The organism is Anaerolineae bacterium (assembly GCA_013178015.1).
In the GTDB taxonomy this organism is placed as follows: domain Bacteria; phylum Chloroflexota; class Anaerolineae; order DRVO01; family DRVO01; genus Ch71.
On record JABLXR010000025.1, the window covers coordinates 20,455 to 45,264 of the forward strand.

Here is a 24,810-nt window from a genome sequence, read left to right on the forward strand (position 1 = left end):
GCCTGCCGCTACCCGAGGCAGGACCTGGTAGGAGCAGACTGCTGCGTCCACTCTCGGTCTACGTTCAGCCAGGGTCAGGGGGAGAAGGGCCCTGTAGGGAATCGGCCAGCCGCTTGAGGTCAACCGGGATGCCGGCCACCAGGAAGTAGACCCGATCGGCTCGCTCGGCGACGATCTGGTTGGCCCGGCCCAGGCTGTCGCGGTAGAGGCGGCCGAGAGGGTACTCGGGCACCAGGCCCAGGCCGACCTCGTTGCTCACCACGATGAGGTGTGGGCCCAGAGAGGTGCAACGGAGCAGGGCTTCTACCTCTGCCTCCACCGCGGCCGCCGCCGCGACCGGCTCTCGCTCACCGCCGGCGGCTATGATGGCGTTGCTGACCAGCAGGGTAAGGCAGTCCAGCAGGATGGCCTTCTCGCTACCGGTGAGAGCCTCCGCCACCCGGGCACCGGCATGAAGGGGGGCTTCCAGGGTACGCCAGGCGGGAGGGCGCTGGGAGCGGTGATGGCGGATGCGGGCCTCCATCTCTGGATCAGAGGCCTCGGCGGTGGCGACGAAGAGCACATCGTCTCCCGCCATCCGGCAGGCGAGTTCCTGGGCGAACGTGCTCTTGCCGCTGCGGGCTCCTCCCAGGATGAAGTGGAGCTGGCCCACGTCAAGCCTTCGCCCGGTGTGCAGTGCCGCGAGCTCTCTCGGGGCGGTGCCGGGCCGCCCGGGAGGGGCAGCCGAGACTGGTGAGGTGATGGGTGTCGTTGTGTCGCATCAGAATGGCGCCCTCCGAGTAGAGGAGTAGCTCCGACAGGGCAGCGTGGTTGAGGCGCAGTTGCCAGCGGCGCTCGGGAGGTAGGCCCAAAGCCAAGGAGAGGAACACACCGAGAGACCCGCCGTGTCCCACCAGGAGCAGTGACTGCCCGGCGGGGCCGTGCCGAAGCTCCTCCAGCAGCTGTCTCACTCGGGCAGCCACCTGAGCCAGCGTCTCCCCGCCCGGCGGGGCGCAGGTGAGGGGGTCGGTCCGCCAGGCCCGCAGAGCCTCGGGGTAGGCCCGCGCGATGTCGGTATGAGTCAGCCCCTCCCAGTCGCCGAAGCAGATCTCGGCAAGGCGAGGCTCGGTCTCGATGGACAGCGGCGAAAGTGCCTCCCCGCAGGCCGGGCGGCTGCCGGCTATAGCCTCGGCCGTCTCCTGTGCCCGGCGGAGGGGGCTGCATAGGATGCGGTCCAGCGTCTCGGAGCTCAAGGCAGCGGCAGCTGCCCGAGCCTGGGCCTGGCCCCTCTCGCTCAGGGTGGTGTCGGTGGAACCCTGATAGCGTCCGGCGGCGTTCCAGTCTGTCTCTCCGTGGCGAAGTAGGAGGAGCCTGACCCCGCCGCCACGCGGCCGCCAGGGCCTCACGCCCACAGCCTCGCGGACAGAAGCAGCAGGACGCTCGTTTCCACCAGGACACAGGTGGCGCCATAGGTGTCGCCCGTCATGCCGGGCAGCCGCCGCATGACCACCGCTGCCCAGGCGGCGGCGGTCACTGCCCCGAGGGCGAGGGCTATCAGCCCCGTCACGCCGCTCAGAGCCACCAGGGCGGCCACTGCAGTGACGGTGGCCACGGCGGCTTGGGCGGGGCCGGCGTGGTCCTTCATGGCCCGGCCCAGCCCGTCAGGCCGGGCATAGGGTAAGGCCACCAGAGATAGGCTGATGGCCCAGCGACCGCACACTGCTGCCAGGACCAGCCCGGTGAGGGGCAGCCCGGCGGCCAGCAGGGCAGAGTAGCGCAGGAGCAGGATGGTGACGCCGCCGGCGACGGCGTAGGCTCCCACGTGGTGATCGCGAAGGATGCGCAGCCGGTCTTCTAGGGTCCGGCCGCCAAACAGGCCGTCGCACGAGTCGAGGAAGCCGTCCAGATGGAGGGCGCCGGTGAAGAGCTCCCACACGCCGATGACGAGGACGCAGGCAACCGGCAGAGGAAAGATTGCCCTCGCTACCCAGCCGAACGCGGCCAGGCTCAGGCCCAGGAGCAGTCCCGCCAAAGGGAAGTAGCCTACGGAAGCTCCCAACTCCTGCTCCGCGAAGCGCGATCGCACCAATGCCGGGTATACGGTCAGGAACTGAAGAGCGGCCGCCGCCCCGCGCGCCTGCAAGCGCAGACCGGTGGCCGGTGCCGTCTCTTGGGTCAGGGAGCTTCCGGTCACGTCTGGCTCCTACCGGCCACGCCGGCTTCTTCGAAGGTGGCCATCTCGGCCAGTATGCGGCAGGCAGCCTCCGCCAGGAAGATGCCCAGAGCGGCGCCCGTCCCCTCTCCCAGCCTCAGGTCCAGGTCGAGCAGGGGGCGGAAGCCGAGCCATTCGAGCATCAGCCGGTGACCGAGCTCGTGGGAGCGGTGGGAAGCGATCAGGTAGGGGCGCACCTGAGGCGCCAGCGAGGTGGCCACGAGGGCGGCGGCAGTGGATATGTAGCCATCTATCACCACCGGCCGGGAAAGGGCGGCGGCAGCGAGTATGGCGCCAGCAATCCCGCCGATTTCGAAGCCGCCCACTTTGGCCAGCACGTCCAGCCCGTCGTCTGGGTCGGGGCGGTTGACGTCCAGTGCTCGGCTAACGGCGTTCATCTTGCGGGCCTGGCCGGCATCGTCCAGGCCCGTGCCCCTGCCCACCAAGTCGGCCGGGGGGAGGCCGGTGAAGGCGGCGGCGATGGCGGCCGAAGGGGTGGTGTTGCCGATGCCCATGTCGCCCGTACCCAAGATGTCGAGCCCTCTGGCCAGCTCCGCCTCCACTACCTCGGCGCCGCTCAGCAGGGCCTGGACGGCCTGCTCGCGCGACATGGCCGGTCCGCCAGTGATGCTGGCCGTACCGGGCCCCACCCGGCGGCTGATGAGAGCCGGATGCGGCGCCAGGTTGGTGGCCACACCCATGTCCACGACGACCACTCGGGCGCCGACCTGACGGGCCAACACGTTGATGGCTGCCCCGCCGCGAAGGAAGTTGGCCACCATCTGAGCTGTCACCTCTTGAGGGTATGCACTCACCCCCTCCCGGGCCACCCCGTGATCGCCGGCCATGGTGACGATGACTTTGTGCTGCAAGCTGGGACAAGGCGAACGGGCTATGCCCGCCAGCTGGACGGACAGTTCCTCCAGGCGGCCCAGGCTGCCCCGGGGCTTGGTAAGCCGGTCCTGGCGCGCCTGGGCCTCAGCCTGGGCGCGGGTGTCCAGAGGGGCGATACGGGAGATGAGATGGTGCAGGCGAGTCTCCATGCCGTAGAGCAGACCTCCCCAAGTGGTGCCGCGCTAGCAAGAGGGTTCTCAGGTGTTGCCCTGAGGCTGAGAGGGGAACAGCTGCCTAGCTCCCTCCCCCCTTCCGCGAGGCTGACGGAGCGCAGCGGGGCGGGCGACCTGGCTTGACCGTGAGAGGCACCGGTCACACAGTTGCGGGACAGCGCCGGACTTGCACCGGCTTCGCCATTGTGCCTGGGCATCCGGGCCCGAAGGCACCCCACCGCAGTGCTGGCTCTGACTGGCACAGCATAGGTCGGCCCAATCCGTGGGGCAAATGCTGGGGAGACTCCCTCTGGCCGAGGCGGCAGGGGCGCACCTCGATGCGGGGGCAAGCAATGAGCCGGCACTCAGGGCGACGCCTAGCCGCCTGGCCTCACTCGAGGCGTGCGCATCCCCAGACGCGGAGCCGCCTTGAGGAGGAGCGCGCTTCATCGAGAGGCCGAGGACCTACGCACCGCTCCTGCAGGCTACCGGTGTCCCGGACTTGCTCCCATTCTGAGATGCATCCAGTGGCAGGTTGCAGCGCAAGAGCTCAGGATCGGGGGGACGGGTGTGTTCAGCCCGCAGTCGCGCGCCGGTGGTTTCCCCAGTTAGAGTCTACTCATGTGGTGGAAAAGTGGGTTGACGAAAGGGCCACCGTGTGCTTCTTGAGCTTGTCGGGTAAGACAGCAGCAAGGAGGACACAGTGGCCGAGGACAGGATGGGGGCAGTTGAGCTGTTGTGCAAGGGGCAGGGAGGGGGCTGGACTCCCTGCAAGAGGCGGTGCGCCAGTTTGTGCCTGAGTTGATGGAAGAGAAGGTGAAGGCCCTGGTGGGGGCCGGTCGCTATGAGGGCACCGAGGAGCGCACCACCTACCGCAACGGGGTGGGACGGCCGAGTGGACACCCTGGACGCAGGGATCCCCAAGCTGCGCTCGGGCAGCTACTTCCCCGGGTGGCTAGAGCCCAGGCGCCGCTCCGAGCAGGCTCTGGTTACGGTGGTGGCAGCCACGGTGAGGCCCATCTTGGAAGCAACAGAGTCGAGAGCAGGCTCAGGCGCAGTTGGCCCAGGTGTGTGTCCTTCTGCGGCCTCGCTTCCCCAAAGCAGTGGAGCTGCTAGAAGAGGCGGAGGAGATCCTCGCCTTCTACGACTTCCCTGCCGAGCACTGGCGTCAGATCTACTCCACCAATCCCCTGGAGCGGCTCAACAGAGGACTCAAGCGCCGCAGCGCCGTGGTGGGCATCTTCCCCAACAGGCAATCCGTCATCCGACTCTTGGGAGCCTTACTGGCAGAGCAAAACGACGAGTGGCTGGTGGGGCGTCGCTACTTCAGTGAGGCGTCCATGAGAAAGATCGGACAGCCGGCCGGCAGGCCCGATCCGGCTCTGGTGGCGGCCTAGACATGCACCCAACCAAGCTCCGAGGCACCGGCTCTTTTCCACCACTTGACGGGACACAACCCCCATGCCGAAGGAGATGCGGGACGACACAGCCCTGATGGACCGCATCCATGCCTATCTTCCCGGTTGGGACGTGCCTAAGACCGACAAGGCCCTACTGACCAGCCACTTCGGACTGGTGAGCGACTTCTTGAGCGAGTGCTTGACTCAGTTGCGGGCCGAGGATCGACTGTCGGCGGTGCACGGCCGCTATCGTTACGGAAGCGCTCTGAGCGGAGGGGACACTACAGCGGTCAACAAGACGGTCGATGGGCTGCTGAAGCTGCTCTACCCGGACAGAGAGATGCCTATCCCGGATGAGGACCTTGAGTGGGCCATACGGCTGGGCATGGAATGCCGCAGGAGGGTGAAGGAGCAACAGAAGCGGATCGGCAGCGCGGAGTTCCGCAACACTGCCTTCAGTTACCTGATAGGAGAGAGCGGGGTAGAGCGGTTCGTGGCGACGCCCGAGCTCTACAGCGAGAGCGCCATCGGAGGCGACCCCTTGCCCCCCGGCCAGGTCTGGGCCATTAGCTCAGGCGGCGTCAACGAGGGGTTGGGCCTGTACAAGATCGACGTCACGGTGGGGCCGGGCTCAGGGGTGAGGATCGTGAACGTGCCGGCGCCCGGTCCCTTCCGCGAGAGCGTCAAGTGCGCGGAGCAGAACCTGTTTGGCCACGTTCGGGAGCTGGTGGGGGACAGGGATCCGCGGTTGCACGAGTTCACGGTGCAGTTGCGGGCTTTCGATGTGGCGCGCAGCGGGACAGATCTGGGAGTGCCGACGCTGCTGGCCTTGTGCGGCGCCTTGCTGGGAAGGAGCTTGAGAGGTGGCCTGGCGGTGGCCGGGGGACTGAACCTGGGCGGAGGCATTGATCCACTGTACAACGCGGTGGGTGTGGCGGAACTGGCAGTGGAGAAGGGCGCAGTGACGCTCCTGGTGCCCATCTCGGCGCGGCGGCAACTCAACGAGCTGTCGGACGAGATGGCGGCAAAGGTAGACATCGTATACTACCGGGACGCAGCCGAGGCTCTTGCGAAAGCGCTGGCGGACTGAGGATGGGTGGCGACAGGCAAGCCCTCGGCCCCGGACCTATGTGGACCTGTGGGAGGTGCTGTTGTGAATCCTGTTCTCAACGAGATACACCTTCTCGACGGACTCGCCGACACCATGCCGCTGGCGGACGCAGACCGGCGGCGCAAGAGCAAGACCTGCCACGGAGGGGCAAGATGCCCAGCAGCAGCGAGGATCTTGAGCGTCTAGCCGAAGTCATCCGAGCTCGCAACGCCATCGAGACTGAGATAGCGGCCATCACCGGCCGACCCGCCCAGCTCGGCCACGTTGGCGAGTACATGGCCCCAAGGGTATTCGGAATCGACCTGGTCGAATCTGCCTCCCAGCGGTCCATAGACGGCTACTTCAGGCAGGGACCGCTGGCCGGCAGCTCTGTAGACGTGAAATCGTCCACGAAGCAGGACGGCTTGCTCAACCTGTCCACTTCTGCTGAGCCCGACTTCTACCTGGTGCTGACTGGCTCCAGGCAGGCTCCTGGACCCTCGCGCGGCCAGACCCGGCCCTGGACTATCGAGTCGGTGTATTTGTTCGAGGCCCGGGAGTTGATCGCGGCTCTTCGTGAGTTGGGAGTCGGACTGGGGATAGCCACCGGTGTCAGGCGACATCTGTGGCAGCGAGCCGAGCCGTGCCCAGTGCAGCGGAACCTGCGCCCGCCACTCAGCGAGCAACAGCGCCAGTTCCTTCGTCGCTTCGCCGGCCAAGCCTGAGGTGCCCAAGTGCCTGCCAATGGTGATCATGAGGCCTTCAGCGCCCTCTGGCACCACATCCCGTTTCAGCTCAGCCGGCAATCCCTCCGCCTCTTACGGTACCTCGTCACCCACCCCCAACCGCCGGCCGCGATCAGTGACTGCCGCGAGCTCTGGCGCCGTCATCGTGCCAACACCGAGGCCCTCTAGCATGCCTGTCCCTTCCTCGAAGTCGCGCCCCTGGCCTTCATCGGCTTCATAGCCGGCCACCGCCAGCTTCCTGCTCCGGATCAGGCGGTAGACGGTGTCTGTGCTGGATGACCGGGCGGGATGTCTGATCGAAGGCCCCAGAACGAGATGAACTACCTGGCCATGTCTGACTCCTCTGCCGATCCCGATCTGACCGTTGAGGAGTTCGAGCCCCAACACGCGGCCCGCCGCAGGGAGAATGGCGCTAGAGAAGGCCGGGCCCGCCTGAACCGCATGCTGGCGCCCGGCGCTCGCACACCTTCGCAGACGTGGCGAGAGACCCGACGTCTGCCTTGGCAGCCAGGCGTTAGCCAAACGGACAGGAGCGGGGTCCTCTCAATCGGGTAGCTCGGCGTCGCCCATCAGCAGGGCCCACAGCGCCCGGCCCCCAAACCGCCGCGCATGGTCAGGGGAGCGGCCAAACCAAGAGAGCTCCAATGTGGCAACCCGAGCTCCGAACTCGCGGCGAATGTAGGCAGCTAGACTCTCCTCGGAACCTGGCGAAGCACAAGGCACATGCGGGTCCCCAAAGTGCCAGCGTTTGCCTTGTTGGCTATCGCCAGGCCTGTAGTAGAGGAACCTCTCGCGGCGCTGGATTTCCATGCCCAGTAAACCATCGCCGCACTTGCGCTGCCAGTTGTGCACGTCAACGAACCGAGCGGGCCGCACTCTCTCCCCTGCCTTCATCATAGCCTCGTACGCGCTGTCAGCCGAGGCCGGCTTAGCCAGCAGGAGGTGCACGCCGCGGGGCCCAGTCAGCAGCGTCATGCCGTTGTGGGCCCCGGCCGGGTTGGCCATAGGCACGATGAAGAAATCGTAGTCACGACGAGCCGCCGCTGCCCAGGGGTCATCGCTGAGCAGGTAGTTCACCATACCTTCCATGGCGGAGCTACCTGCGCTCTCATAAGCACACGTGCGGGCCCGCATGAGAAAGCTCTTGTTGGCGCTTGATCGCCCCATGGACCGCCGCGGTCCGGTCTTATCGATCTCCTCCAACACCCGCATGTGCACTTCCACGTAGTACTGAACCGCCTCATCGATCTCTCCCATCGACCCCTCGTAGGCCCTCGCCCAGCGCTTCCGCCGGCCCGGCTCCGACCACCGCGTCGCCAACCGAAAGGTCTGCTCCTCGATCCAGCACCCAAGGGTGAGGAACACGTTCTCTCTATCCCCGGATAGGCCGGCTCTCCCCGGAAGTAGCAGATGTAGCGCTGTAAGGCCGAGCTCACCGTCGCCCCCAAAGGGGCGATCCTCTCCTTGCCTCCCTTGCCCAACGCCCTGACGTAGCCACTCTCAAAGAGCACGTTGCCTATCTCCGGGTCGGCCACCTCGGAGAGGCGGAGGCCGGTGTCCAGGAGCATGGTCAGGATGGCCAGGTTCCTGGCGCCACTTGCCGTGTCCCGGTCGATGGCTCCGATCAGGCTCTCTATCTCCTTAGCTAGCACGGGCGCCAGCTTCTGGGGCGCCTTGGGCACCTTCAGCTCAGCCGGTAGGTCTTCCTCGGTGAAGCCCTCCCTGTGCAGCCAGGCGAAGAAAGCCCGGATGGCCCTCACCCTGGTGCCCACGCTTATGGCCGAGAGCCCCACGCCGCGACACGGTGTAGTGGGGTGGCCATCCCACTTGTCCTTCGATTGCAGGTACAAGACGAAACCTCGCACCTCCTGGATGCCGATGCCGCCCAGTCTGGCCGGCAGGCCCTCGGCTTCCAGGTAGGCCTGGAACTGGTTGAGGCTCTCCTCGTACCAGTCGCGCGTCTTCCTGGACTTGCCCTCGATCTGGTTGTAGACATTGAACTGGCCCACCAGTGTCTCGAGAGGGATGGTGTCCTTCTCCATGTCGGCCCAGTTCAGGTTGCGGATTCCCTTTGGGGACATGATACAACTCTCCCTGCCGTACCGGCGCCGAAATGGGACGTGTCTGTGATGGGCGCGAGGTACGGGTGTAATGTCAGGGCGAGCTGAGTGTGAGGAAAGATCGAAGGCGAGGCAGGGTAGCAAAAGCGCCCTCCTCAGTTGAGGAGGGCGCTCCACAGGCTGCCAGATGACACAATATGTTGTGGGCTCGAGCGCGGTGGGTACTAGGTATTGTGGTTCAAATCGCGATAGGTGAGCCGTGTTGGATTCGAACCAACGACACCCTGCTTAAAAGGCAGGTGCTCTTCCACTGAGCTAACGGCCCTCTGTTCACTCAGTATAGCAGGGATAAGGTTCAGCGGGCAATGAACCCTGGCCTCAGGCCATTTCCACCCGCTCCTGCCGAACCGACACCCCCAGCTCGTCGCACAGCTCCCTCAGAAACAACTCCGCGTCCGTCACCAGCCCCAGAGCCTGAAAGCTGCCCCGGTCGGCCAGCTTGGTCACCACTGCCGGGTTTATGTCCACCACAGCCACGCGCACCGTCGCCGGCAGCAAGTTGCCCACCGCGATCGAATGCAGCATGGTGGCCACCATGACCACCAACCCCGCTCCCTTCAGGCTCTGACGCATGGCCTTCTGGGCCGCCACCACGTCCGTGATCACATCCGGCATGGGGCCGTCATCGCGGATCGAGCCGGCCAGCACCACGTCGACCCCCTTGCGGATGCACTCGTACATCACGCCCCGGGTCAGTATCCCCTGTTCTACTGCTGCCCGGAGCGAGCCAGCCTGCCGGATGACGTTGATGGCCCGCATGTGATTCTGGTGGCCGCCCTCCACCGGTATTCCGTTACTCAAGCTCAATCCCAGCGAGGTGCCGAACAACACCGACTCCACATCGTGAGTGGCTATGGCGTTGCCGCCAAACAGCACCTGCACCAGGTCAGCGCGAATCAGAGAAGCCAGGTACTCCCCCGCCCCGCTATGAATCACCGCTGGGCCCACCACGAACACGATCCGCTCGCCCCTCTCCCTGGTGGCTCGCATCTCCCGGGCGATGGCGGCGATGGCGATCTTCTTGGATCGCTCCGACGACACCGAGCTCTGCATGAAAGAGAACTCCTCTCGCTGCCGCTCACGCTCTAGCGGGATGACGCGGATCCCCCCGTGACCGACCACCACCTCATCGCCCCGGCGCACCTCCGCCATGGGCACGCTCCGGGCCGACCCAGCCTCCCGGTCGATCACAATGGCCAGGTCCATCTCCGTGCCGTCCACGTCTACCCAGACACCGCCGATACGCACCTGAGTAGGCAGATTGGTGGTGGAGTAGAAATGTGAAGGGAGCACGCCATCCGCCGGGGCCGCCTCCGTGCGAGCGTCGTCGGGCGATAGCAGCTCAGCGCCATATCCCTGGAGGCTGGTGATGATCCGGTGAAGCTGTGCTTCCGACCCAGCAAAGACCTTCAGCCGGGCGTAGCTCGGCTCCTGCTTGTGCCGGCCCACCCGAATCTCCTCCACCTCGAAGTCCCCACCCAGGTCCATGATCGCATCCCAGACCCGGGGGAGGATGAGGGAGTCGATAATGTGCCCCTCAAGACTGACCGCTTCCTCGAACACTCTTTCGCCCAAAGCCCACTCCGGCATTGAAGGGGATATGCACCTCGCCCATTATAGCTGCCTGCCCCAACCAGGCGCACCTTGCGGACAACTCGGGATCGGCGCTACCGATGCCCACCAGCGCCGTCTTCTAGGCCTTCCTGTGCCCCCAGATTACCGGAGCCAGCGCCTCGTTGGCCGCCGGCTCGCCTCCCCCTGAAGAGTGCGCCCGCCCCGTCGCCATGTGCCTACCGCGCCCGGGGCGCTGACCCCCCAAAATGGCACTCGAATGCCATCGCCTTACCTTCGTAGATGGCCGGAGAGCTTGCCCATAGGGCCTGCGAAAAGGCCGCAAGTGCGCGTCTGCCACACAGGACTGCCCGCTCAACACTCCGCCTCTGTCCAGCCTCAGCTCTCACCAGGTGGGCTAGCCCATCCTCCGGGTAGGTCATGAGGCTGACCTCCACTGGGCCAGCGATGCCAGGCCCGCGATGGGCGCGGGCCGACCCTGAAGCGAGGCCGACGTGCCTGGCGACGTGCACTCGCTAGCCGGGGCCATGACCAGGAAAGGCCTGCGTCGGCGCGTACTAGCGGCTGGCCTGGGCAAATCCCCACCGGCAGCAGTTGACCAGTTTCGTTGCTGTGTTGTATGATAGCCTCCGAGCCCGGCGGGGCACCCCGGGCATGGTGTTTGTCCGCAGTGCCATTAGCCAGCCGACGGGAGAGGTGAACCAATAGGCAGCAGAGACTACCGCGTCAACGAGCAGATCCGCGTGCCAGAGGTGCGCGTCATTGATCACGACGGGAAGCAGTTGGGTGTCATGCCGACGCGGCAGGCTCTAGCGGTTGCGGCGGAAAGGGGTCTCGACCTGGTGGAAGTAGCCCCTAACGCGGATCCTCCCGTAACCCGGATCATTGACTACGGGAAGTTCGCCTACCAGCGGGCTCGGCGGGAGCGGGAAGCGAGGAAGGCCCAGAAGACCACCGAGGTCAAGGAGATTCGCCTGCGGCCAAAGACGGGCGAGCACGACATAGGCTACAAGATGCGCGATGCTCGCCGCTTCCTCCAGCGTGGAGACAAGGTGCGCCTTCGCGTCATCTTTCGCGGCCGAGAGATGGCCCACATGGACATCGGCCGCGACATGCTGAATCGGCTGGCGTCGGATCTGAATGACGTGGGCACAGTCGAGCAGCCACCTGCCATGGAAGGCCGCACCATGAACCTGGTGCTGGCACCGCATAAGGGCAGGTAGCCCGCATACACTCTCCCGCACAGCCAGGCCTGAGCAGTCCCTGACGGGATGAAGCCTTGCCGGCTGTCGTTTGTTGTGCACCTGTGGAGGTAGTCTTTCATGCCGAAGATCAAGACACACAAGGCCACGGCCAAGCGTTTCAAGTACAGCGGTGCGGGCAAGCTCATGCGCACCCGTGGCCCCAAGAGCCACCTGCGTCGCCGTAAGGCGCCCAGGGTGAAGCGGATGCTGTCCGAGATGATCATAGTCGAGGACCACGCCACTCGGGTCCGGGTGCGGCGTCTGGCCCCGTACCTAGACTGAGAGCGGACTGAGGGGGTGCTAAGTGCCTAGGGTTAAGGGCGGACCGGTTACCCGTCGCCGCCACAAGAAGATCATCAAGATGACCAAGGGCCAGTATGGCAGCCGCGGCAAGCTCTGGCGCCGCAGCAACGAGGCCATGCTCAAGTCCTTGTCCTACGCCTACCGCGACCGCCGCAATCGCAAGCGGGACATGCGCCGCCTGTGGATCACCCGCATCAACGCCGCCGCCCGCCAGCACGGTCTGAGCTACAGCCAGTTCATGTACGGCTTGTCTCAGGCCGGCGTTGAGCTCGACCGCAAGACCCTGAGTGATCTGGCTGTGCGCGACCCGGAGGTCTTTGCCAAGCTGGCTGCTACCGCCGCCGGCGTCTGATCCGCTGACACTCTCTTGCCCGGCGCTGCCCCTCGATGCGTCCTGGTCGAGGGGCTTTCTGCGTTCCCCAGCGTCGGTGGAGACGGGGAGACACGGAGACGGGGAGACGGGGAGATACGGCTGCAGCGAGAGGGGATACGCGAAGAGCCAAATGGGGTCCGACCCTTCATGTCTCCCCCTCTCCCCGTCTCCCCGTCTCCGCGTCTCCCCCTCTCCCCCTCTCCCCGTCTCCGCGTCTCCCCCTCCCCCCAGCGGTCCGTTGGCCCGCCCCGGCGGCGATGCTATAATCCCGCCGGAGTCGCTACCGTGTTTGTCAGCAAGAGCACCTACTGGGCCCTGAAGGCCCTCATCTACTTAGCCTCTCAGCCACCCGGCTCGGGGCCTCATCTCTCGGCCCAGGTCGCTGCAGCTGTGGGCGCTCCCGCGGCCGGCACCGCCAAGGTACTGCGCCGTCTCTCTCTGGCCGGCGTGTTGGCGTCCCTGCGCGGCTCAAAGGGTGGATTCCTGCTGGCCCGGTCTCCTCAGGACTTGACCGTGTATGACGTGTCCTGCGCCGTGGACGGAAGGCTGCCCGACGGGCACCAGCCGGCAGCCGACCCCGCCCTGCCTCTTGCCGCCGGCCTCGAGGCCTTCCTCGCCACGGCCCAGGCGCAGGCAGTCGCCGCCATGCGCTCCACCACCATCGCCGATCTCCTTACCGACTGCGGCCGCACCGAGGCCGAGCGCCGATGAGCTGCCGGTGCACTGGGCTGCAGGCCGTCCACTCGCCGAGGCATCGCTAGTGACCCTCCCGCCCTTCCGTTGGCTGAGGCAGCAGTTGTTCTCCCATCCCCTGCGCGACATTGCTGCCGCCGTTGCCGCCGAGATGGCCCGGGTGCTTCCCGTCCTGGCTCCCGGGGCGCAGGTCGCCGTCACGGCCGGCAGTCGGGGTGTCGCCAACATCACCCTTATACTTCGCTCCGTCTGCGACGCCATCCGCGCCCGCGGCGGGGAGCCTTTCCTGGTTCCCGCCATGGGCTCCCATGGCGGCGCCACTGTCGCCGGCCAGCTGGAGTTGCTCGCCTCCCTGGGCGTGACCGAGGAGAGCGTGGGGGCACCCATCCGGGCCACCATGGAGGTGGAGACCCTGGGGACGTCCGCTGGCGGCACCGAGGTGGTCCTCGACCGGAACGCCTTCACCGCCGACGGCATCGTGGTGGTGGGTCGGGTGAAACCGCACACCGACTACGAGGGCCGCTGGGAGAGCGGGCTGGCCAAGATGATGGCCGTCGGCCTGGGCAAAGAGGCCGGCGCCACCCGCATCCACCGTCTGGGAGCGACCGGCTTGCGCGACGTCATCCCCGAGGCTGCCAGGCTCATCTTGGCCCGTGCCCCGGTGATCGCCGGACTGGCCGTGTTGGAGGATGCCATGGGCCAGACGTGGCGCGTGGTCGGGGTGACGCCTCAGGAGCTGCTGGAGCGCGAGGCGGAGCTCCTCGAGGAAGCCAAGAGCCACGCCCCTCGTCTTCCCTTCACTGAGGCCGACTTGCTCATCGTGGACTACCTGGGTAAGGACGTCAGCGGCACCGGCATGGATACCAAGGTGATAGGACGAATGCGCCTTGAGGGCCAGCCGGAGCCCGTGCGTCCCCGAATCCGCTATCTGGCAGCGCTCGACCTGACCGACGCCTCCCACGGAAACGCCAACGGCCTCGGCCTCGCCGACGTGATCACCGAGCGACTGCTGGCCAAGACCGACCTGAACGCCTTACGGGTCAACGCCGCCGCCTGCGGGTTCTGGGAGCGGGCCAAGGTGCCGGTCGCCTTCGCCAGCGACGCCGCTGCCATCGCGGCCGCTCTGCGCTCCACCGGGCTCCCACCTGAGGTAGCACGCGTGTGCCGCATCCGGAATACCCTGCGGTTGGACCAGATGGTTGTCAGCGAGGCACTGGTGCCTTCGTTGGAGGGAGAGGTGCAGTTGGGGCCAGAGTATGAACTTCGTTTTGACGCCGCTGGCAACCTAACCGACCACGAGCACTTTCCCGACACTGGCAGCCCCACCTGGTGACCGGCCCTGGAGAGCAACCTTGAGAGCAGCCTACCTAGTACGTCCAAGAACCATCGAGATCCGCGAGGTGCCCATCCCTCAGCCGCAACCGGGCGAGGTGCTGGTGAAGGTCCGAGCCGTGGGTGTCTGCGGCTCCGATGTGCACTACTACTTGCAGGGGCGCATCGGCGAGAACGTCGCCACCGAGCCCCACATCATGGGACACGAGTTCGCCGGTGAGGTCGCCGAGCTGGGTCCCGGAGTCCAGGGGCTGTGCGTGGGGCAGATGGTGGCGGTGGAGCCGGCCATTTCCTGCGGCCAGTGCGAGATGTGCCGCGAGGGGCACCCCAACCTCTGCCTGCACATTCGGTTCATGAGCGTGCCTCCCGATCAGGGCGCCCTGGCCGAGTACGTGGTGGTGGAACGGGAGCGGTGCTTCCCCCTGCCCGAGGGCCTCACCGCCGAAGATGGCGCCATGCTCGAACCCCTGGGAGTGGCCCTGCACGCCATGCGGTTGGCCAAGATGCTTGTCGGCGATAGCGTGGCGGTGGTGGGCTGTGGGCCCATCGGGCTCTTGGCCCTGCAGCTGGCCCGCGTTTCGGGGGCGGTGACCCTGTTCGCCACCGACAGGCACGACTACCGGCTGGGGTACGCCCGCCGCTATGGCGCCGGCACCGTCGTCAATGTGGACCGAGAGGATCCGGTGGTCCGTCTGGCCCAGGTCACCGAGGGACGAGGCGCCGACCTCGTTATCGAGGCCGCCGGCTCGGCCGAGGGCCCCGAGCAGGCCATCCGGCTGGCCCGGAACGGCGGGAAGGTGCTCCTCATCGGCATTCCCGCCGAGAACGAGTTCACCCTGACCGCCAGCACTGCCCGGCGCAAGGGCCTCACCATCAAGATGGTGCGCCGCATGAAGCACACCTACCCCCGCGCCATCGCCCTGGCCCAGGCAGGGATGGTGGATCTGCGCAGCATGGTAACCCACCGCTTCCCTCTGGAAGAGACCGGCCGCGCCTTCGAGCTGGTGGCCGAGGAAGGCGACGGCGTGGTGAAGGCAATGGTGGAGATGCTCTAGAGCCGGGAGGCACACATGACCGACAAGTACACCGTGGGAGTGGACTTCGGCACTGAGTCGGGCCGCACTGTCCTGGTGCGGGTGAGCGATGGTGAGGAGGTGGCCTCCCACGTTCACCCCTACGCCGACGGCGTCATTGACGAGGCCCTCCCCACTACCGGCCAGCGCCTAGAGCCGGACTGGGCCCTGCAGAACCCGGCCGACTACGTCGAAACGCTGCGTCGGGGGGTGCCCGCCGTCCTCGAACAGGCCGGGGCCAGCGCCGACGACGTCATCGGGGTGGGCATTGACTTCACCGCCTGTACCATGATGCCGATAGACGATCGCGGCACTCCCCTGTGCCTGCGCGAACGCTGGCGAGGCGAGCCCCACGCGTGGGTGAAGCTGTGGAAGCACCATGCCGCCCAGCCCGAGGCCGATCGGGTCAACAAGGTGGCCCGGGAGCGAGGCGAGGCCTTCCTCCGTCGCTACGGCGGTAAGATCTCCTCCGAGTGGTTCATCCCCAAGGCGCTCCAGATCCTGGAGGAGGCACCTCACGTCTACGATGCCGCCCACAAGCTGATCGAGGGCGCCGACTGGATCGTCATGCTCCTTACCGGCCAGGAGAAGCGCAATGCCTGCACCGCCGGCTACAAGGCCATCTGGAGCAAGGCCGAGGGTTACCCCAGCGAGGACTACTTCGCCGCCCTGAACCCGAGAATGCGCCGCATCGTGGACGAGAAGATGTCTCGCGATATCTATCCCCTGGGCGCCCGGGCCGGAGGCATCACCCCCTACGCCGCCGAACTCACCGGGCTGCGCCAGGGCACCGCGGTCGCCGTGGGCAACGTGGACGCCCACGTCTCCGTCCCCGCCACCACCGTGGTCGAGCCCAATCGCCTCGTCATGATCATGGGCACCTCCACCTGCCACATGGTGTGCGGCACTGAAATGCGCGAGGTGGAGGGAATGTGCGGCGTGGTGGAGGACGGCATCCTCCCCGGATACTTCGGCTTCGAGGCCGGCCAGTCTTGCGTCGGCGATCATTTCGCCTGGTTCGTGGAGAACGCCGTCCCCGAGGAGTACGCTGCCGAAGCCAGACGCCGCGGACTCAGCCTGCACCAGTACCTGGAGGAGAAGGCGTCCGCCCTCAGAGCCGGGCAGAGCGGGCTTCTGGCCCTGGACTGGTGGAACGGCAACCGTTCCGTCCTGGTGGACGCCGACCTCACCGGAGTGCTACTGGGGGCCACCCTGGCCACTCGCCCCGAGGAGATCTACCTGGCACTCATCGAAGCCACCGCCTACGGCACCCGAGTCATAATAGACGCCTTCAAGAACAGCGGGGTGCCCATCAACGACGTGGTCACCTGTGGCGGGCTGCCCGGCCGCAATCGCCTGCTCATGCAGGTCTATGCCGACGTCCTAGGGCGCGAACTCAAGGTGGCCGCCAGCCAGCAGGCGGGCGCGTTGGGCAGTGCCATGCACGGCGCGGTGGCCGCGGGCAAGGCGGCTGGGGGGTACGATACCATCCAGGAGGCCGCAGCCCACATGGCCTACTTGGCGGATGTCACTTACCGGCCCGACGAGCGAGCCCATGCCGTCTACGACCGCCTCTACGCCGAATACCGCACCCTTCACGACTACTTTGGCCGAGGACAGAACGACGTCATGAAGCGCCTCAAGGCCCTGAAGATCGAAGTCCTGGCCGGCTTGGGCGCCTGACCGAGGCCGGACGCATTCACAAGGGGGAAGGATCCATGAGCGACAGCGAAAGCACTCCGTCCTGGGCGGGCCTCGTACTCCCACAACCGTATCCCGACATGATGCGTCAGCACCTGTTCCGGGCTGCCGATCGCGTGCTGCGCCGACAGATGCCCATCTACAGCCTGCGGTCCTGGGAGGTGCGTCGCGAACAGATCCGCGCCCAGCTGATCCACTCCCTGGGCGGCTTCCCCGAGCGCACTCCCCTCAACGCTCAGATCACCTCGACCCACCAGCGGGAGGGCTACCGCATCGAGAACGTGGCCTTCGAGAGCCAGCCCGGCTTCTACGTCACCGGCAGCGTCTTCGTCCCCGACCGGCTCACCGGGCCTGCTCCCGCCATCCTCTGCCCCCACGGTCACTGGCCCCTGGGCCGCTACCAGGAGCCAGTGCAGCGGCGCATGGTGGGGCTGGCGCGGCGCGGATACGTGGTCCTCTCGGTCGATGCGGTGGGCTACAACGACCGCGAGCCCATGGGCCACCGACGGTCCTGGTATCTGTTCGCCGCCGGGCAGACCCTCCAGGGCGTCCAGCTGTGGGACAACATCCGCGCCATAGACTACCTCTGCTCCCGCGACGACGTGGACCCGGAGCGCATCGGCTGCACGGGCTGCTCTGGCGGCGGCAACCAGACCATGTACGTCTCCGCTCTGGACGAGCGAATCAAGGCCTCCGTGCCCGTTTGCTCGGTGGAGATCGTGAGTGACTACATGGAGAAGGCCTTCTGCACCTGCGAGACCATCCCCGGCCTGGTCGGCATCGCCGACCTGACCGAGATCACTGCCATGATCGCGCCCAGGGCCCTGCTCCTCATCCACGGCATCCTGGACCGAGGCTTCCCCATCCTCTCGGCGCGCCTGGCCGCCGACCGGATCGCCGAGGTGTACGCCCTATACGACGCTTCCCGGTTCGCCACCTTCGAGAGCTACGACGAGCACGCCTATAACGAGGAAATGCGCCGCGCCATGTACGCCTGGTTCGACCGTTGGCTGATGGGGCGGCCCCAGGTGGCGAGCCACTTGGCGCTGGAGGCCGAGGGCAAAGAGGAGGCACCCGGCGAGAGCTACCTGCGCGTCTTCCCCGCCGGCCTTCCCGCAGGAGCCATCGGCCTGGCGGACCTGTTCGCCGCTCGCGTCGAGTGCCTGCCAGAAACGCCCGAGCCGGAAGACGCTCAGGGCGTCCGGCAGCGGCAGCAGTCGCTGGCCGAGGCCCTGTGGCAGATCCTGGGAGGCCGACCGCTCGACGTTCCCCTCGACGTGCGCCTGGTGACGGAGGAACAGCGGAAGGGTTACCGACTGGAGCGGTTCTGGTTCCGCAGCGAGCCCGACATCGTCCTGCCCGCAGTTCTGGCGCGGCCTGACTCAGGCGAAGCACCCGATGTCTACCTCTATCTGCTAGAGGGGGGCAAGGATGCCCTGCCCGAGGCTGAAACACTCTCCCTGCTCGATCAGGGCCATGCCGTCTACGCCTTCGATCCCCGAGGCGTGGGCGAGACCAAGCCCGACCGCGACCACGACTTCCTCTCTGCCTTGGCCCTGGGCCGGCCCCTCGTGGGCATGCGCGCCTGGGACACGATGTGCAGCGTCAGCTACCTCCTGGGACGAAAGGACATCGGTCGCGTGCACCTGGTCGCACGCGGATCGCTCGCCGCCTCGATGACTGGGCTCTTGGCGGCGGCCCTGGATCGCCGGATCGCCTCGGCCACCTTGGAGGCGCTTCCTGCCACTCTGTGCCTGCCCTTCGCCGCCGAGGAGGCAGACCCTCTATACTTGCCCGGGCTTCTCTTGGTGGCAGACGTGCCCGACATCCTGGGAATGGTAGCGCCACGGCCACTCAGGCTGGAGCGCGCGCTGGACGGGGAACTGAAGTCCCTGTCTCCGGACGCGGCCCGCCAGGCCCTGGCTTCGGCCCTGAGCGCCTACCAGCTGCTGGGCGCTCCCGGAGCCCTGGCGCTGGGCACATGAGGGGCGGAGAGCAGGCCCAAGCGCCATAGATCGTGCCCACACGAGGGGCCCTGCCCCTGCGACGGACCAGTCCGGAGGGCGGCGACAGGTGCCGCCCTACAGAGCGGCCTGTCGCAGGGGCCAGACCCCGCCGGACCAAACGATGGCCGTCTCCGCGTCTCCCCCTCTCCCCCTCCCCTTGTCCGCCGCTCGCGCCCCTACCGCCCAGATGGTACACTGTCCGTCGCTGCAACAATGGAGGTGAGTAAGCATGGCTGTGGAAGTGAACCAGGTTGAAGGCAAGGACGTCGGTGACATCTTCATGTATGCCCTCAGCACCTGCGTGTGGTGCCGGAGGACTAAGGCCCTTCTGAACGAGTTGGGCCTTGCCTACCGGTACGTGGATGTGGACCTACAGCAGGGCGAGGACCGCCGCAAGGTCATAGAGGACGTGAGCCGCTGGAACCCAGCCCGCTCCTTCCCCACCCTGGTGGTGAACCAGGAGCGGGCCATAGTGGGGTTCGACGAGCGTGCCATCCGGGAGCTGGCCCAGGATGACTGAGCCAACCCAGGTGACCGCCGAAGAGGTGGATCGGCTCTACGAGAAGCTCACTCGGGAGCAGGGTGCCTCCGCCTACTATCTCAACCCGGACGTGGCCTTCACCAAGGAGCTGGTGCACGGCCTGCTGGTCAACGAGAGGCGGTACGGCTATCAGAGTTGCCCCTGCCGACTGGCTTCGGGGATCGAGGAGGAGGATCGCGACATCATCTGCCCGTGCGACTACCGCGACCCCGACCTCAACGACTACGATACCTGCTACTGCGGCCTGTACGTGACCGAGCCCGTGGTGCGGGGGGAGAAGACCATTGGCTCCATTCCCGAGCGGCGGCCACCCCCTGAGGTCCGCCAGAGAGAACGAGAGGAGGCCCAGCGCCGGGGTATCGAGTCGCTCGCTTACCCCGTGTGGCGCTGTCGGGTGTGTGGCTACCTCTGCGCCCGGGATGAGCCTCCCGAACGGTGCCCCATCTGTAAGGTGAAGAAGGAACGCTTCGAGCGCTTCATGTAACGCCTTGGGACCTCACCGCAGAGGCCGCTGAGACCGCGGAGAACAACACACGAAGGACCCAGAAGAGCGCGGCTCGATGACGAGCGCCAGGCTTCGTGAGCTGCCGGCCTGGTTTCCTTGCCGTCTGCGCCTGTGCCCCTCCCCTGTGTTCCCCTCTCCCTTGCTCTCCTTATCTCCTGTCTGCGGTCTCTGCGGTCTCGGCGGTGAGCCTCCGCCCCGGCTTGCACAGGTCGTCTCCAACCCGCACAATCGTCGCAGTGATCTGCGGCGACCAAGCTTGTCCACAGGGTAGGTGCACAGCTCTGTGGATAGGCTCTGCGCTTATCCACAGCTTTACATGTAGTTATGCACAGAAACCCCTTCGGGCCGGCATTCGCCGCAGCCAACGCCGCGATAGCGGTGAGGGTCTCCAGGCGGTGGGGAGGAGGCGCTGATGGACCCAATGGAGCTGCCTGACAAGCTGGACTGGCCTCTCATCCAGCAGAGGTACGAGGCCTGGTGGGAGGGCGAGGTGGTGGACCGCGTCCCCATCGCCGTGCATGCGCCCAAGGCCGCCCTGCCGGAGGAGGACGTCGCCCCGGAGCAACTGGTCGCCTACTGGACCGACCCCGAAACGGTGATGGAGCGCCAGCGGCGAGTACTGGCGGCCACTTACTACGGCGGCGATGCCTTCCCCGTCCTGCGGCCCGTGTCCGGGGGCATGGTGGCCGTCCTGGCCGCCTTCCTGGGGGCACCCCTCCACATCCTCAACCGTCAGACAACCTGGACCGAGCCCATCATCGCCGACTGGGATTACTGTCCCCCCCTGGGCTTCGACCCCACCAATCCCTGGTGGATGAAGGTGAGTCGTCTCCTGGAAGCCGGAGCGCGGGAGGCGCCCGGGTACGCTTACGTCTCCATCCCCGACCTCAACGGTCCCGGTGAGATCCTGGCCCGACTGCGGGGCGCCGAGCGTCTGGCCGTGGACCTGATCGAGCACCCCGGCGAGGTCCTCGCCGCCCTGCCCAGGATCAACCAGGCCTGGTACCGGTACTGGCAGGCCTGCAACGGCATCATCCATCAGCACGTGGGCGGCTACGTGTTCTGGATGGGGCTGTGGTCGGAGCGCCCCGCCGTGGACTTGCAGACCGACTTCTCCATCATGATCTCACGGGAGATGTTCGACCGCTTCTTCCTCCCCTTCGTTGAGGAGCAGACTCGCCTGGTCCCCCGGACGGTGTACCACCTGGACGGGCCCGGCGCAGCCCGTCACCTGGATTCCCTGCTGGCCCTCCCCCGGCTCACCGCCATCCAGTGGGTGCCCGGTGCTGGCGCTCCGCCCATGAGCCGGTGGCTGCCACTGCTACGGCGGGTGCAGGCCCGGGGCAAGGGCCTGTGCCTGTTCTGCGAGCCCTGGGAGGTCTCGGTGCTCCTGAACGAGCTGGAGCCGGAGGGCCTCTTCCTCTCCACCAGCTGCGACTCGCCCGAGGAGGCAGACGCGCTAGTGGCGCTGGCGCAGCACGCCCATCGCCGACGAAGCTGGTTGGTGCCCGGTACGGAAGAGGAGTAGGCTCCATCCATGCTCCCCCTATCTGACGTCCTGGCCGCTTTGCGCTGGCTTCTGGTGCTGGAGGTGGTGGGGCTGGCCGGCTTGCCCCTGGCCCGCCGCCTCTTCATCCACCTGCCTGGCGCCAGCTTCGCCCTGGCCCGGCCCCTCGGCCTGTTGGCCGCCTCATACGGGCTCTGGTTGCTCTCCGCCCTGGGCTTCCTGCGGGTCGAAGCGACTGCCTTCGCCTTCTGCCTGGCCCTCGTCTTCGCTCTGGGATGGGCGATGGGCGGACGGCTACGCCCGCAGCCGGGGGAGGTGCAGCCGGCGGTCATCGCCGAGGCGCTGTTCGTGGGGGCCTTCGTCCTGGCGGTGCTGACCCGCTCGTACATGCCCGAGATCGAGGGCACCGAGAAGCCGATGGAGTTTGCCTTCCTCAATGCCTTGCTCCGTGACGGGTCGGTCCCTCCTCACGATCCTTGGCTTGCCGGCTACGCCATCAGCTACTACTACTTTGGCTACCTCATGATGGCTGCCCTGGCTAGGCTCTCCGACGTGGCTCCAGCGGTGGCCTTCAACCTGGGCATTGCCAGTCTGTTCGCGCTCACCTTGGCCGGCGCCTTTGCCGTGGTGCGGGGGATGGTGGCCCACCACCATCGCCGCTCTCCTGTAGGCAGGGTGCCCGTCTCGTTTGGACTGCTGGGCAGCGTCGCCTTGACGGTGATGGGCAACCTGGAAGGCTTCCTGGAGGTGATCCACTCCCGCGGGTTGCTGCCGGCCAGCTTCTGGCGCTGGCTGGACATCAAGGACCTGCTGGAGGCACCGCAGCCGGGGCCTTGGCTACCGGATCGCTACCTCTGGTGGTGGCGTGCGTCCAGGGTGATCAACGATCGCTCCCCCCTGGGGGAGCCTATAGAGGTCATCGACGAGTTCCCCTTCTTCAGCTTCCTCCTCGGCGACATGCATCCTCACGTCCTGGCCCTGCCCTTCGCCGCCCTGGCGGCAGCGCTGTGCGTAGAGTGGACGCTGCGCCTGCGGAGGGAGCCGGTGCCGAGGGCCCATGAAGCTTTCCTGGGCATGGCCGCCGTGTCGCTGGGGGCCCTCGGTTTCCTGAACACCTGGGACTGGCCTATCTACTTAGCACTGTTCGCCGCCGCCACCTGGATCGGTCTCCCCCATTCCGGCCGGCGCGGCCGGATCACCGTGGCGGTGGCTGTGGGCATGGGCCTCGGGGGTCTGCTGGCCTACCTGCCTTTCTACCTGTCGTTCCAGTCTCAGGCATCCGGGATTGTCCCCAACTTCCTGGGCCACACGCACCTGCACCAGTACCTGGTGATGTTGGGCCCGCTCTACTTTGTGGCCGCCGCGTATGCCGGCTGGCACCTGTGGCACCACGGGCGGGCGGCGCTGCGCCCTGCTGGTCTGTGGTGGGCTGCCCTCTTCGCCACCCCGTATCTCTTCCTGCTCGCCGTCGGCCTGGGACTGCTGGCGCTCCCCGCCGGTCGCCAGGTCCTGTCCCAGCTCCGGGGCATGGAGCAGTTGAGGCAGCTGGTGGGGAACGAACCGTGGGGCCAGGTCCTTGCTCGCTCCCTGGTCACCAGGCTCGGCTCGCCCTGGATGCTCCTGGCGGTCAGCGGCGTCATGGCGGCTGCCCTCGCCCGCCTGATCCGGAGGCCAGGCGACAACTCACCCGGGGAAGACCAGCAAGCCGCAGCCTTGGGTCCCCTCTCCCCTACCGCCGCCCTGAGCCTGGCCATGATGGCTCTCGCCCTGGGGCTCACTTGGGCGGTCGAGTTCGTCTACCTCCGGGATTACTTCGGCACACGGATGAACACCGTCTTCAAGTTCTACTATCAGGCCTGGGTGCTGCTGTCGCTAGGATGCAGCTACGCCGCGTACTGCCTCTGGAACCAGTGGCGCGGTTGGGCCCGGCTCACCTTCGCCGTTCCCGCGCTCGCTCTCCTGCTCATGGCTTTGGTCTACCCACCCCTCAGCCTGTGGACGCGCGCCGACGGGTTCTCCGGGAGCCCCACCCTGGACGGCACCGCCCACCTGGCTCGGCACCGGCCGGCGGAGTACGAAGCCATTGCCTGGCTACAGGCCAACGTCCGGGGAACGTCCGTCATCGCCGAGGCGCCTGGCGGATCGTACACCGCCTTCGGCCGCGTCAGCGCCAACACCGGCCTTCCTACGATCCTGGGCTGGGACTTCCACGAGATGCAGTGGCGGGGTACCTCCCGCTTCAGCGAACGTCAGGCAGACGTCGAGCGCCTCTACACCGCCCGTTCATGGGAAGAAGCGAAGGCAGTGCTGGATCGCTACAGCGTGGCTTACGTCTACGTGGGGCCGCTGGAGCGGCAGGCCTACGGGCCCGAGGCCGGCGCCCTTCTGGCTCAGCGGCTGCCGGCCGTCTTCGAGTCCACGGCGCCGGGCGACCCGGTCCTCATCGTGCGCGTGCCCGGCGTCACGATAGAACGATGATGACACTGACATTACGCTGATCACACAGGTCTAGTACCACGGGATCGGCGGGAATCAGCGTAGTATCAGCGTCATCAGCGCACCATTCTATCCGGGGCAGCCAAGCAACTCCGGCAGCTCGGCCAGGGAGGGGAGCACGGCCACTGGGGCATAGGGGCCAAACTCCCCGGCCTCGGTGGCGCCGGAGAGGACGGCGACGAAGTCCACCCCTGCCCTGCTGGCTGTCTCGGCGTCCACCACGCTGTCGCCCACGTACAGCGCCTGCTGCCGGACGACCCCCAATCGAGCGATGGCATCGACAAGGCCGTAGGGGTCGGGCTTGGGCACAGGCACGTCCTCCCGCCCCACTACCACGGCGAAGGCGGTCCTGAGCCCCTCCGATTCGAGGAACCGCTCGATGCGATAGCGGTACTTAGTGGAGACGATGCCCAGCCTCAGGCCGCACTCGAGCAACTCCTCAATGGCAGCGCGCGCCTCGGGGTACAGGCGGGTCATCTCGTTCATCACCCGATCGGCCCGGTCCACGAAGAGGCGCCCAAACTCGTCGCTGCGGGCGGCCTGCTCCGTGCCGGCCAGCTCCACGAAGATCTCGGGCAGGGAGAGGCCGATGGTGCGGCACGCCCGCTCCGCCGACACGGCAGGGAGGCCCAGCTGGTCCAGCGCGTAGCTGATGCAGTCCAGAATCCCCTCGGACGAGTCCACCAGCGTGTAGTCAAAGTCGAACACCACGGCACGGTAGTCCACAGCCTCTCCTGCTTGCGACGACCGCGCTAGTACACACCAGTCCCCACATTCCAGGCAAACCGCAAGGAATGGAACGCGGATGACGCTGAGCTAGAGCCAATCTGCGCCAACCGGAGGGATAAGGAGAGGAAGAAGATCAGTGGGA

General features: G+C 66.7%; 22 protein-coding genes, 1 tRNA gene, 1 pseudogene and 1 riboswitch. Of the genes and pseudogenes, 15 read left to right on the plus strand and 9 right to left on the minus strand.

What is annotated here, in order from left to right:
* Nucleotides 1–64: 64 nt before the first annotated feature.
* From cobU to cobT, 4 genes are read right to left on the minus strand one after another with little or no spacing between them, the layout of a single operon-like run.
* Nucleotides 65–652: a bifunctional adenosylcobinamide kinase/adenosylcobinamide-phosphate guanylyltransferase gene (cobU, locus tag HPY83_10830; GenBank protein NPV08438.1), complete on the minus strand. Its 588-nt coding sequence runs from the start codon at nt 650–652 to the stop codon at nt 65–67.
* A gap of 1 nt (nt 653) precedes the next feature.
* On the minus strand, nt 654–1,385 hold the full coding sequence (locus HPY83_10835) for a histidine phosphatase family protein (GenBank protein NPV08439.1): 732 nt from the start codon (nt 1,383–1,385) through the stop codon (nt 654–656).
* Complete coding sequence (cobS, locus tag HPY83_10840) at nt 1,382–2,173, minus strand: adenosylcobinamide-GDP ribazoletransferase (GenBank protein ID NPV08440.1); 792 nt, start codon at nt 2,171–2,173, stop codon at nt 1,382–1,384. Before cobS ends, HPY83_10835 begins: the two co-directional genes overlap by 4 nt.
* The gene (gene cobT / locus HPY83_10845) at nt 2,170–3,234 is read right to left on the minus strand and encodes a nicotinate-nucleotide--dimethylbenzimidazole phosphoribosyltransferase (protein NPV08441.1); all 1,065 of its coding nucleotides are present in this window, start codon (nt 3,232–3,234) and stop codon (nt 2,170–2,172) included. Before cobT ends, cobS begins: the two co-directional genes overlap by 4 nt.
* A 110-nt stretch (nt 3,235–3,344) precedes the next feature.
* Nucleotides 3,345–3,490: riboswitch (cobalamin riboswitch) on the minus strand.
* 465 nt (nt 3,491–3,955) lie between these two features.
* On the opposite strand from cobT, the pseudogene HPY83_10850 reads away from it, so the two are divergent.
* From HPY83_10850 to HPY83_10860, 3 genes and pseudogenes are all read left to right on the plus strand, one after another.
* Nucleotides 3,956–4,634: pseudogene (locus tag HPY83_10850) on the plus strand (hypothetical protein).
* A 64-nt stretch (nt 4,635–4,698) separates the two neighbouring features.
* Nucleotides 4,699–5,727 (plus strand): hypothetical protein, encoded by a 1,029-nt coding sequence (locus HPY83_10855; protein NPV08442.1) that lies wholly within the window; start codon nt 4,699–4,701, stop codon nt 5,725–5,727.
* A gap of 173 nt (nt 5,728–5,900) precedes the next feature.
* Nucleotides 5,901–6,452 carry a hypothetical protein gene (locus HPY83_10860; GenBank protein ID NPV08443.1) on the plus strand — a complete coding sequence of 184 codons (552 nt, stop codon included), beginning with the start codon at nt 5,901–5,903 and terminating at the stop codon, nt 6,450–6,452.
* 564 nt (nt 6,453–7,016) lie between these two features.
* Here HPY83_10860 and HPY83_10865 read toward each other — a convergent pair.
* From HPY83_10865 to HPY83_10880, 4 genes are all read right to left on the minus strand, one after another.
* Nucleotides 7,017–7,607 (minus strand): hypothetical protein, encoded by a 591-nt coding sequence (locus HPY83_10865; GenBank protein NPV08444.1) that lies wholly within the window; start codon nt 7,605–7,607, stop codon nt 7,017–7,019.
* Nucleotides 7,547–8,554 (minus strand): tyrosine-type recombinase/integrase, encoded by a 1,008-nt coding sequence (locus HPY83_10870; GenBank protein NPV08445.1) that lies wholly within the window; start codon nt 8,552–8,554, stop codon nt 7,547–7,549. The genes HPY83_10865 and HPY83_10870 overlap by 61 nt, the downstream gene beginning before the upstream one ends.
* Before the next feature lie 232 nt (nt 8,555–8,786).
* Nucleotides 8,787–8,858, minus strand: a tRNA-Lys gene (locus tag HPY83_10875).
* Nucleotides 8,859–8,911: 53 nt separating this feature from the next.
* Nucleotides 8,912–10,183, minus strand: coding sequence for a TIGR00300 family protein (locus HPY83_10880; protein NPV08446.1), 1,272 nt, complete (start codon nt 10,181–10,183; stop codon nt 8,912–8,914).
* A gap of 686 nt (nt 10,184–10,869) precedes the next feature.
* Between HPY83_10880 and HPY83_10885 the strand changes: the two genes are divergently transcribed.
* From HPY83_10885 to HPY83_10940, 12 genes are all read left to right on the plus strand, one after another.
* Complete coding sequence (locus tag HPY83_10885) at nt 10,870–11,388, plus strand: translation initiation factor IF-3 (GenBank protein NPV08447.1); 519 nt, start codon at nt 10,870–10,872, stop codon at nt 11,386–11,388.
* A 99-nt stretch (nt 11,389–11,487) separates the two neighbouring features.
* Nucleotides 11,488–11,691 carry a 50S ribosomal protein L35 gene (gene rpmI, locus HPY83_10890; protein ID NPV08448.1) on the plus strand — a complete coding sequence of 68 codons (204 nt, stop codon included), beginning with the start codon at nt 11,488–11,490 and terminating at the stop codon, nt 11,689–11,691.
* A gap of 22 nt (nt 11,692–11,713) precedes the next feature.
* A complete protein-coding gene (gene rplT, locus HPY83_10895; GenBank protein ID NPV08449.1) occupies nt 11,714–12,064 on the plus strand; it encodes a 50S ribosomal protein L20 in 351 nt (116 codons plus the stop codon).
* A 306-nt stretch (nt 12,065–12,370) separates the two neighbouring features.
* Nucleotides 12,371–12,796 carry a transcriptional regulator gene (locus HPY83_10900; protein NPV08450.1) on the plus strand — a complete coding sequence of 142 codons (426 nt, stop codon included), beginning with the start codon at nt 12,371–12,373 and terminating at the stop codon, nt 12,794–12,796.
* Nucleotides 12,797–12,845: 49 nt separating this feature from the next.
* Entirely contained in the window at nt 12,846–14,111 is a 1,266-nt protein-coding gene (locus HPY83_10905) for a DUF2088 domain-containing protein (protein NPV08451.1), read from the plus strand.
* Nucleotides 14,112–14,130: 19 nt separating this feature from the next.
* Nucleotides 14,131–15,165 carry an NAD(P)-dependent alcohol dehydrogenase gene (locus HPY83_10910; GenBank protein ID NPV08452.1) on the plus strand — a complete coding sequence of 345 codons (1,035 nt, stop codon included), beginning with the start codon at nt 14,131–14,133 and terminating at the stop codon, nt 15,163–15,165.
* Nucleotides 15,166–15,180: 15 nt separating this feature from the next.
* Nucleotides 15,181–16,866, plus strand: a complete 1,686-nt coding sequence (araB, locus tag HPY83_10915) for a ribulokinase (GenBank protein NPV08453.1) — start codon at nt 15,181–15,183, stop codon at nt 16,864–16,866.
* Nucleotides 16,867–16,901: 35 nt separating this feature from the next.
* A complete protein-coding gene (locus tag HPY83_10920) occupies nt 16,902–18,869 on the plus strand; it encodes a prolyl oligopeptidase family serine peptidase (GenBank protein NPV08454.1) in 1,968 nt (655 codons plus the stop codon).
* 250 nt (nt 18,870–19,119) lie between these two features.
* Nucleotides 19,120–19,410, plus strand: coding sequence for a glutaredoxin family protein (locus HPY83_10925; GenBank protein ID NPV08455.1), 291 nt, complete (start codon nt 19,120–19,122; stop codon nt 19,408–19,410).
* Entirely contained in the window at nt 19,403–19,915 is a 513-nt protein-coding gene (locus HPY83_10930; GenBank protein NPV08456.1) for a ferredoxin:glutaredoxin reductase, read from the plus strand. Before HPY83_10925 ends, HPY83_10930 begins: the two co-directional genes overlap by 8 nt.
* A gap of 433 nt (nt 19,916–20,348) precedes the next feature.
* Complete coding sequence (locus HPY83_10935; protein NPV08457.1) at nt 20,349–21,464, plus strand: hypothetical protein; 1,116 nt, start codon at nt 20,349–20,351, stop codon at nt 21,462–21,464.
* Nucleotides 21,465–21,473: 9 nt separating this feature from the next.
* A complete protein-coding gene (locus HPY83_10940; GenBank protein NPV08458.1) occupies nt 21,474–23,921 on the plus strand; it encodes a hypothetical protein in 2,448 nt (815 codons plus the stop codon).
* An 87-nt stretch (nt 23,922–24,008) separates the two neighbouring features.
* Here the strand turns inward: HPY83_10940 and HPY83_10945 are convergent, their stop codons facing one another.
* Nucleotides 24,009–24,665, minus strand: coding sequence for an HAD family hydrolase (locus HPY83_10945; GenBank protein ID NPV08459.1), 657 nt, complete (start codon nt 24,663–24,665; stop codon nt 24,009–24,011).
* Between the last annotated feature and the right edge of the window lie 145 nt (nt 24,666–24,810).

Bases quoted from the DNA above. Each gene is read 5' to 3' on its own strand.
- HPY83_10935 (NPV08457.1), top strand. From the start codon at position 20,349: ATGGACCCAATGGAGCTGCCTGACAAGCTGGACTGGCCTCTCATCCAG.
- rpmI (NPV08448.1), top strand. From the start codon at position 11,488: ATGCCGAAGATCAAGACACACAAGGCCACGGCCAAGCGTTTCAAGTAC.
- HPY83_10865 (NPV08444.1), bottom strand. From the start codon at position 7,607: ATGCGGGCCCGCACGTGTGCTTATGAGAGCGCAGGTAGCTCCGCCATG.
- araB (NPV08453.1), top strand. From the start codon at position 15,181: ATGACCGACAAGTACACCGTGGGAGTGGACTTCGGCACTGAGTCGGGC.
- HPY83_10860 (NPV08443.1), top strand. From the start codon at position 5,901: ATGCCCAGCAGCAGCGAGGATCTTGAGCGTCTAGCCGAAGTCATCCGA.
- HPY83_10880 (NPV08446.1), bottom strand. From the start codon at position 10,183: ATGCCGGAGTGGGCTTTGGGCGAAAGAGTGTTCGAGGAAGCGGTCAGT.
- HPY83_10930 (NPV08456.1), top strand. From the start codon at position 19,403: ATGACTGAGCCAACCCAGGTGACCGCCGAAGAGGTGGATCGGCTCTAC.
- HPY83_10925 (NPV08455.1), top strand. From the start codon at position 19,120: ATGGCTGTGGAAGTGAACCAGGTTGAAGGCAAGGACGTCGGTGACATC.
- HPY83_10870 (NPV08445.1), bottom strand. From the start codon at position 8,554: ATGTCCCCAAAGGGAATCCGCAACCTGAACTGGGCCGACATGGAGAAG.
- cobT (NPV08441.1), bottom strand. From the start codon at position 3,234: ATGGAGACTCGCCTGCACCATCTCATCTCCCGTATCGCCCCTCTGGAC.
- HPY83_10855 (NPV08442.1), top strand. From the start codon at position 4,699: ATGCCGAAGGAGATGCGGGACGACACAGCCCTGATGGACCGCATCCAT.
- HPY83_10940 (NPV08458.1), top strand. From the start codon at position 21,474: ATGCTCCCCCTATCTGACGTCCTGGCCGCTTTGCGCTGGCTTCTGGTG.
- HPY83_10920 (NPV08454.1), top strand. From the start codon at position 16,902: ATGAGCGACAGCGAAAGCACTCCGTCCTGGGCGGGCCTCGTACTCCCA.